Origin of the sequence: Salinigranum sp., from assembly GCF_041641895.1 — an archaeon.
Taxonomy (GTDB): Archaea; Halobacteriota; Halobacteria; order Halobacteriales; family Haloferacaceae; genus Salinigranum.
Genome location: NZ_JBEPXO010000125.1, coordinates 1 through 6909, shown reverse-complemented (window position 1 = coordinate 6909; position 6909 = coordinate 1). Strand labels below are relative to the sequence as shown.

Here is a 6909-nt window from a genome sequence, read left to right as displayed (position 1 = left end):
GCGCCTCGACGACGCGTCGATGACGCTCCGGACCCGGACGCCGGTGTGTGGCGCGCGAACGACCGTCATCGACCGGCTTGGTTCGCTCCGGGCCGCCGGTGCCATCGAGGAGTTCGAGGTGCTGACCTGGCCGGACGAGGTGGTGCTCTCGGACGCGGCGTCGTCCGACGGGGCCGTCCGGACCTTCGAGCGGTTCGAGCGGTGGGCCGAGGACTGTGGCGTGAGCGTCCGTCCCGCGTTCGACGTCCGGACCGTCGCCTCGCTCGTCGGGAACCCCCGGGAGGTGCTGACGCTCCCGATGATGTGTCTCACGGTCTCGTCGGGCGAGGACCTCGTCGGCGTCTTCCCCCACCAGGACGGGGAGCGAACGGTGACCATCGGCGACGGTCTCGACGCGTACGACCGTCGGGGCGACGACGAACGGGAGCACGAGTCCGACGCTCTGGCCGGCGCCGGCCCGGTTAGCTCCTGACCGTCGCGTCCGCCTCGAGTTCGTCGAGGATGGGACGATACTTCAACTGGACCTCGTCCCACTCGCGGTCGGGGTCGGAGTCGGCGACGATTCCCACCCCGGCGAACAGCGTCACCGTCCGACCCGAGGCGACGGCCGAGCGGAGCGCGACGGCGAACGAGCCGTACCCGGCGGCGTCGATCCAGCCGACGGGTGCGGCGTACCAGCCGCGGTCGAACGGCTCCGTCTCGCGGATCGTCTGTAACGCGTCCGCGGGTGGGAGCCCACCCACCGCGGGCGTGGGGTGGAGCGCCTCGACGAGGTCGAGCACGTGGTAGTTCCGTTCGAGTTCGGCGGTGATGGGCGTCCAGAGGTGCTGGACCGTCGCGAGCCGTCGCACCTGACGCTCGCCCATCGCCACCGACGCCGCGAAGGGGGCGAGCTGGTCGCGGATGGTCTCTGCGACCAGGTCGTGCTCGTGGATGTTCTTCTCCGACCCCATCAGCTCCCGGGCGAGCCACTCGTCTTCGGTCGGCGTCTCGCCCCGACCGGTCGTCCCCGCGAGCGCGCCCGTCTCGACCGTGCGGCCCCGGACGGAGACGAGTCGTTCGGGCGTCGCTCCGAAGAAGCTCGCCTCTCCATCCGGGGGTTCGACGAGGAACCGGTGACAGTCGGGGTACTTCTCGCCCAGTCGGACGAGCGTGTCCGACACCGACAGCGACGTGGCCAGGTCGACTTCGAGCGCCTGTGCGAGGACGACCTTCCGGAGGTCGCCCGCCCGGATGCGAGAGACGGCCGCTTCGACCCCCTCGCGCCAGTCGTCGAGCGCAGTCGTCCGGGTGCGCTCGCGGATGCCCGGCCGCGGCGCCATCGGGCCGTCGGTCAGGTCGCGGAGTCGTTCGCGCTCGGCTTCGAGCCGGGTCTCGACGGCCTCCGCCGTCGCGTCCGGGCCGACGGCGTTGACGGTGAGCCACGTCCCGTTGTCCGCGTACGTCACCTGGACGCGGGGGAAGACGAACCGCGCGTCGGGGAACGCCTCCCAGGGACTTCGTTCGGCGCCCTCGTCGTGGAAGGCGAAGCCGCCAAACAGCCGCGGGCGAGCGGCCTCCGTCCCGGCGTGGACGTCGCCCGTCTCGAACAGCGCCTCGGCGGCCTCTCGCACGCGGGCGAACCGCTCGGGCCCGTTCGCGGTGATCGTCGCCGCGGCGCCGCTGCCGACGACAGTCGCGTCGCCCGGAGCGCTCCAGACCGTCCGCGGGCGCGTCGCCGTCTCGAGGACGGCCCGGAACGGCGGGTCTCCGATCCGGACCGTCCGGCTGACGAGGCGTTCGACCTCGCCAGTCCCTAGCTGTTCCATTGCCCGTCACTCAGGACCACGTGCTCTTGTACCTGACTATCGACCCCCTCGGACCCTCGCCGTCAGGCGTACCGCTCCTCCTCCCAGGGGTTCGCCGTGTTCGAGTAACCGCGCTTCTCCCAGTACCCGCGCTCGGGTTCGGTGAGGAACTCCACGCCGGAGACCCACTTCGCCCCCTTGTACGCGTACTTGTGCGGTGTGACGACCCGGAGCGGCCCGCCGTGCTCCGGCGGGAGCGGTTCGCCGTCGTACTCGGTGACGAACAGGACGCCCTCGCGGAGGCAGTCCGCGAGCGGGAGGTTGGTGGTGTAGTCGTCCATCGCGTGGAACATGACGTGGACGGCGTCGTCGGTGACAGCCGCCGCCTCGGCGAGCGCCGAGAACGGGACGCCGGTGAACTCGCAGTCGAACTTGCTCCACCCGGTGACGCAGTGGAAGTCCTGTCGCTGGGTCTCCGTCGGGAGGTCGCCGAACTCCTCCCAGGTGAGCGTCAGCGGGTCGTCGACGGCGCCCCACACCTCGAACCGCCACGACTCGCGGTCGAAACTCGGCGTTCCCGACTTCGAGAGGACCGGAAACCGACTCGTCTCGCGCTGTCCCGGGGGGAGGCGGTCGTCGCCGTACTCGCGATAGAGTCCCGTGAGGTCGTTCATACGTTCCCCTCGGTCGTGAGCCACCTATTCGTACCGACTCGGCCCGTCCCTCCAGCGGCCGCCGCGTGCGGTCTGCGGCCGCCGACCCCCGCCAGAGTTAAATAAGGTCCCTTCAAACCCCCGCACAGTCAGATGCCGAACGTAGAGATAACCGTCCCCGAACACCTGGAGATGCAGATCGCCCAGATGGTCGAACAGGGGGAGTTCGTCAACCGCGAGGAGGCCATCGAGGAGTTGCTCTCGACGGGGCTCCGCGCGTACAAGACGAGCGGCCCGCTGGAGGACGACCAGGAGTTCCAGGACGACGGGATGATGGGTCACGAAGACGAGTACGTGTTCTAGCGCGGCGAGTACCGACGGCGCGTGTCGACGCGGCGGTCGGACCACACAGCGAGTGGACACGACGTCGACGGCGTGAGCGGCAGCCGTGTCAGGTGGTTCCCAACAATCCTTAAACGGGACTCTCCCGTATCCGTGGGTATGCACAAGGACGAACTGCTCGAACTCCACGAGCAACTCGTGATAATCAAGGACCACTTCAAGACGCGCGAGGAGGTGCCCGACGGCCTCTTCGACGAGTACGAGGGCCTCGGCGTCGACCCCTCCCACGTCCACAAGTCCAAGTCGGAGCACAAACACGCCGTCTTCGTCCTCGGAAGCGCGCTCGCCTCCGCGATGTCAGACGACGAGTTCTCCAGCGCCGGCCGCGTCGGCAAGCGGATGGAGGAACTCGCCGAGGACGCCGAGTCCAAGCTCTGAGCGTGACTGATTCGGTCGCTCCCGTGACCTCTCGCCCGTAGCCGTGCAGTTCGTTCCACCCGTCGTCCCCTCGTGGGTCCCGCTCCAGCAACTCGCCGTCGTCGCCGTCGTCGTCGCCTCACTGGCCGCCGTCTGGTACGTCGAACGCCCCGACGGACGGTGGGGGGCGCTGCTGCGACGACGGTTCGTCGCCGGCGTCCCCTGGGGGACGCTCGTCGTCGCGAGCGTCGTCCTCGGCTTCTACCTGTTCGTCCAGGCCGGACTGAACTACTGGTACTCGCCCGTCGTCGTCCCGTTCCGGGCGTGGTCTTACTTCTACCCCCTCGGCGTCCTCACCTCCGGCTTCGCACACGGCGGACCGAACCACCTCCTCGGGAACCTGGTCGGCACGCTCGTCTTCGCTCCCATCGCCGAGTACGTCTGGGGCCACTTCACCACCAGACGCGGGTCCGCCTCGTTCTCGTCGTGGCGGACGAACCCCTACGTCCGAGCGTTCGTGCTCTTCCCGGGCGCCGTCTTCGTCGTGACGGTTCTCACCTCCGTGTTCGCCATCGGCCCCGTCATCGGCTTCTCGGGCGTCGTCTTCGCCTTCGCCGGCTTCGCGCTCGTGCGCTACCCGGTGGCGACGGTGGTCGCTCTCGTCGCCGGCCGGGTGCTCGGCCTCCTCCGGGCCGCGCTCCAGACCCCGACGCTGGAGGCGAAGGCCCAGCCGACGTTCTCGACCCCCTGGTGGGCCGAAATCGCCATCCAGGGTCACGCGGTGGGCCTGTTCGTCGGCGTGTTGCTCGGGGTGTGGCTCCTCCGCCGACGCGGCGACGAGCATCCCCCGGCCGCCCGGACCTGGGCCGGCGTCCTCCTCTTCGCCGTGTCGCAGTCGCTGTGGGCCGTCTACTGGTTCCGCGGGAGCGAGACGTTCGTCCTCTTCCGGGCGATGGGTGTCGTCCTCGTCTTTACGCTCGCGACGCTCGTCGCCCTCACCGTCACCGCGTCCGACCGCCCGCTGTTCCAGCGGGCAGTGAGCGACGGTGGCGACCCGAGTCTGCTCGCGCTCCCCCGCTGGCAGTGGGGCGTCGTCGTCATGGTGCTCGCGGCATCCGCGCTCGCCGGGCCCGCCGTCCCGGTGAACCTCTTCACGGCCTCCGACGACCCGCTCCCCGGTGACCCGGTAGAGGTCCGCGACTACCAGGTGACCTACGCCGAGGACGTCACCGACGGGATGGTCGCCGCCGTGAACGTCAGCGCGTTCGGCGAGACCACCTCGGTCAACACCTCCGGCGTCATCGTCCGCAGCCCCGAGCGCGGTATCTGGACGACGGCGGTGACCAAGGGCCGCCTCGCCTTCGCGGGGCGGACGGCCGTCCGCGTCGGCGGCGTCGGCTGGCGGGAGACGGTCGTCGTCGAACGGCGGGGGTGGACCGTCACCGGCGGCAACGTCACCTACCTGGTCAATCTGACGCACGACGGCGAGACGCGGACGGCCTACCGTGCGCCGCCCGCGAACGCCTCGCCGGTCATCGGCGGCCGGAACGTCTCGGTGGCCGTCGAGGGGCACGACTTCCTCGTCGGTGTCACGCGCGACAACGAGACGGTCCGGGCACCCATCCCCCCGGTGAACGAGTCGGTGACGCTCGACGGCGTCCAGTTCCGGCGGACCGAGGAGGGTCTCCTCGCCGTCTACGAGGGGACGCGGGTGCAGGTGGCGAAGCCGGAGACGTACCGCGGCCAGCAGAACGAGGACGACTAGTCCGCCCGCGCGCGGTTCCACACGATTCGGTACACCTCGGTCCGAAGCTCCTTCCGTTCTTCCTCGTGGAACTCGAACTGCCGTTCGAGGTCGAACGTGGCCTCGAAGGCGTGCGTCACCTCGCCCCCGTTGTCGGCGGCGAACGCCTCGACGAACTCCTGGCTCCCCGCGTTGTGGATGGAGTACGAGACGTCGGCGACGTCGGCCGCCGTCGCCAGGAACGCCCGGTCGGCGTGTTCGTGTCCGCGCTGTGCGCCGAACGGGGGGTTCATCACGACTGTCGTCCGCTCCGTCGTCGTGAGGGGAGAGCGCGTCGCGTCCGCCTGGACCCAGTGGACCGGCGTCGTCGTCCCCACCCGGACCCGGTTCTGCCGGGCCGTCGAGAGCGCGGCACGGTCGACGTCGACGCCGACGACGCGTGCGGCCCCGCGGAGGGCCGCACCGAGCGCGAGCATCCCCGTCCCCGTTCCGAGGTCGATGACCGTCCGTCCCTCGATGTCGCCGTTGAGGTCGGCGACGTGGACGACGTGCGCCGCGAGTTCGGGCGGCGTCGGGTACTGTTCGAGGCTCACTCGCGGGTTCTCGAACCCCGCGACGACGGCCAGCTGGGTCTCGAGAGCAGCCTTCGTCGCCACGGTCACCGCTCCCCCCGTCGACGAGCGACCCGAGCGACCTGTTCCTCAGCGGTACGTTTCCCTGTCGGAGTCGGCGGCCGCGTCATGGGTGTAATATCTTCGAGTTATGGTAAAAATCTCTCGTATGTGTCGAGGTAATCGCCGTCCGTGTCCGTGCCGTACCGAACCGCTCGACAGTGAGACACGTCCCACCCCACTCTTCGGCCGGAGTCACACGCTCCGGTGACTCCCACTCTCCCCGTCGAACTCCCGGCGAGCGTCGAACAGTCCGTTCGGGAGAGCCGAACGTTCTCGTTCTGCCCCTGGTTCTCGCCGGGAGCGAGACCGTTGTGACGCCGCCGCGGGGACTCGAATTCCGGAGATACCGGGAAACACATCAAATTTCTGTTACAAAGGTTTAAATTTACCCCTCACCACAAACCTTATAATGGAACGTCCGAGTCGGCAGCGTCAGCGCGAGCAGGCATCGGAACAGGAGTCAGACGAGGAGGTCGTCTGTCCTGAGTGTGACTCGGAAAACATCATCACGGACGCCGACCAGGGCGAGTTGGTGTGTGATGACTGTGGGCTCGTCCTAGACGAGCGACAGATCGACCGCGGGCCCGAGTGGCGGGCGTTCAACCACTCCGAGCGCCAGTCGAAGTCGCGCGTCGGTGCACCCATCACCGAGACGATGCACGACCGGGGGTTGACGACGACCATCGACTGGAAGGACAAGGACGCCTACGGACGGTCGCTCTCCTCGGAGAAGCGTTCACAGATGCACCGCCTCCGGAAGTGGCAGGAGCGCATCCGGACGAAGGACGCGGGCGAGCGTAACCTCCAGTTCGCGCTGAGCGAAATCGACCGGATGGCCTCGGCGCTCGGCGTCCCGCGGTCGGTTCGGGAGGTCGCCTCGGTCATCTACCGGCGCGCACTCAACGAGGACCTCATCCGCGGGCGGAGTATCGAGGGCGTCGCCACCAGTGCGCTCTACGCGGCGTGCCGACAGGAGGGCATCCCTCGCTCGCTGGACGAAGTCGCCGAGGTGTCGCGAGTACCGCAGAAGGAAATCGGCCGTACCTACCGGTACATCTCCCAGGAACTCGGCCTCGAACTCAAGCCGGTCGACCCCAAGCAGTTCGTCCCGCGCTTCGCCAGCGCACTGAACCTCTCCGAAGAGGTCCAGGCGAAGGCGACGGAGATTATCGACGTCTCGGCGGAGCAGGGTCTGCTCTCGGGGAAGTCGCCGACGGGGTTCGCGGCGGCGGCCATCTACGCCGCCTCGCTCCTCTGTAACGAGAAGAAGACCCAGAGAGAGGTCGCCGACG

General features: G+C 68.9%; 8 protein-coding genes. 5 read left to right on the top strand and 3 right to left on the bottom strand.

The window, feature by feature from the left end:
- The coding region (locus tag ACESK5_RS18280) for an HTH domain-containing protein (RefSeq protein ID WP_372913017.1) at positions 1-472 on the top strand (472 nt) is incomplete at its 5' end.
- On the opposite strand, the gene ACESK5_RS18275 is transcribed toward ACESK5_RS18280, so the two are convergent.
- Both ACESK5_RS18275 and ACESK5_RS18270 read right to left on the bottom strand, forming a co-directional pair.
- On the bottom strand, positions 462-1808 hold the full coding sequence (locus ACESK5_RS18275; protein ID WP_372913016.1) for an isochorismate synthase MenF: 1347 nt from the start codon (positions 1806-1808) through the stop codon (positions 462-464). The genes ACESK5_RS18280 and ACESK5_RS18275 overlap by 11 nt on opposite strands.
- A 62-nt stretch (positions 1809-1870) precedes the next feature.
- Positions 1871-2461 (bottom strand): sulfite oxidase-like oxidoreductase, encoded by a 591-nt coding sequence (locus ACESK5_RS18270; protein ID WP_372913015.1) that lies wholly within the window; start codon positions 2459-2461, stop codon positions 1871-1873.
- Positions 2462-2593: 132 nt separating this feature from the next.
- Here ACESK5_RS18270 and ACESK5_RS18265 point away from each other — a divergent pair, with 132 nt between their 5' ends.
- The 3 genes from ACESK5_RS18265 to ACESK5_RS18255 all read left to right on the top strand — a co-directional run bounded on the left by ACESK5_RS18265 (position 2594) and on the right by ACESK5_RS18255 (position 4964).
- The gene (locus ACESK5_RS18265; RefSeq protein ID WP_372913014.1) at positions 2594-2803 is read left to right on the top strand and encodes a ribbon-helix-helix domain-containing protein; all 210 of its coding nucleotides are present in this window, start codon (positions 2594-2596) and stop codon (positions 2801-2803) included.
- Between the two features lie 138 nt (positions 2804-2941).
- Positions 2942-3220 carry a UPF0058 family protein gene (locus ACESK5_RS18260; RefSeq protein ID WP_372913013.1) on the top strand — a complete coding sequence of 93 codons (279 nt, stop codon included), beginning with the start codon at positions 2942-2944 and terminating at the stop codon, positions 3218-3220.
- Positions 3221-3263: 43 nt separating this feature from the next.
- Positions 3264-4964 (top strand): rhomboid family intramembrane serine protease, encoded by a 1701-nt coding sequence (locus tag ACESK5_RS18255; protein ID WP_372913012.1) that lies wholly within the window; start codon positions 3264-3266, stop codon positions 4962-4964.
- Here ACESK5_RS18255 and ACESK5_RS18250 read toward each other — a convergent pair.
- The gene (locus ACESK5_RS18250) at positions 4961-5599 is read right to left on the bottom strand and encodes an METTL5 family protein (RefSeq protein ID WP_372913011.1); all 639 of its coding nucleotides are present in this window, start codon (positions 5597-5599) and stop codon (positions 4961-4963) included. The two genes, ACESK5_RS18255 and ACESK5_RS18250, sit on opposite strands and share 4 nt — an antisense overlap.
- Before the next feature lie 427 nt (positions 5600-6026).
- Between ACESK5_RS18250 and ACESK5_RS18245 the strand changes: the two genes are divergently transcribed.
- Positions 6027-6909, top strand: an 883-nt coding sequence (locus ACESK5_RS18245) for a transcription initiation factor IIB family protein (RefSeq protein ID WP_372913010.1), incomplete at its 3' end; no start/stop codon positions are given.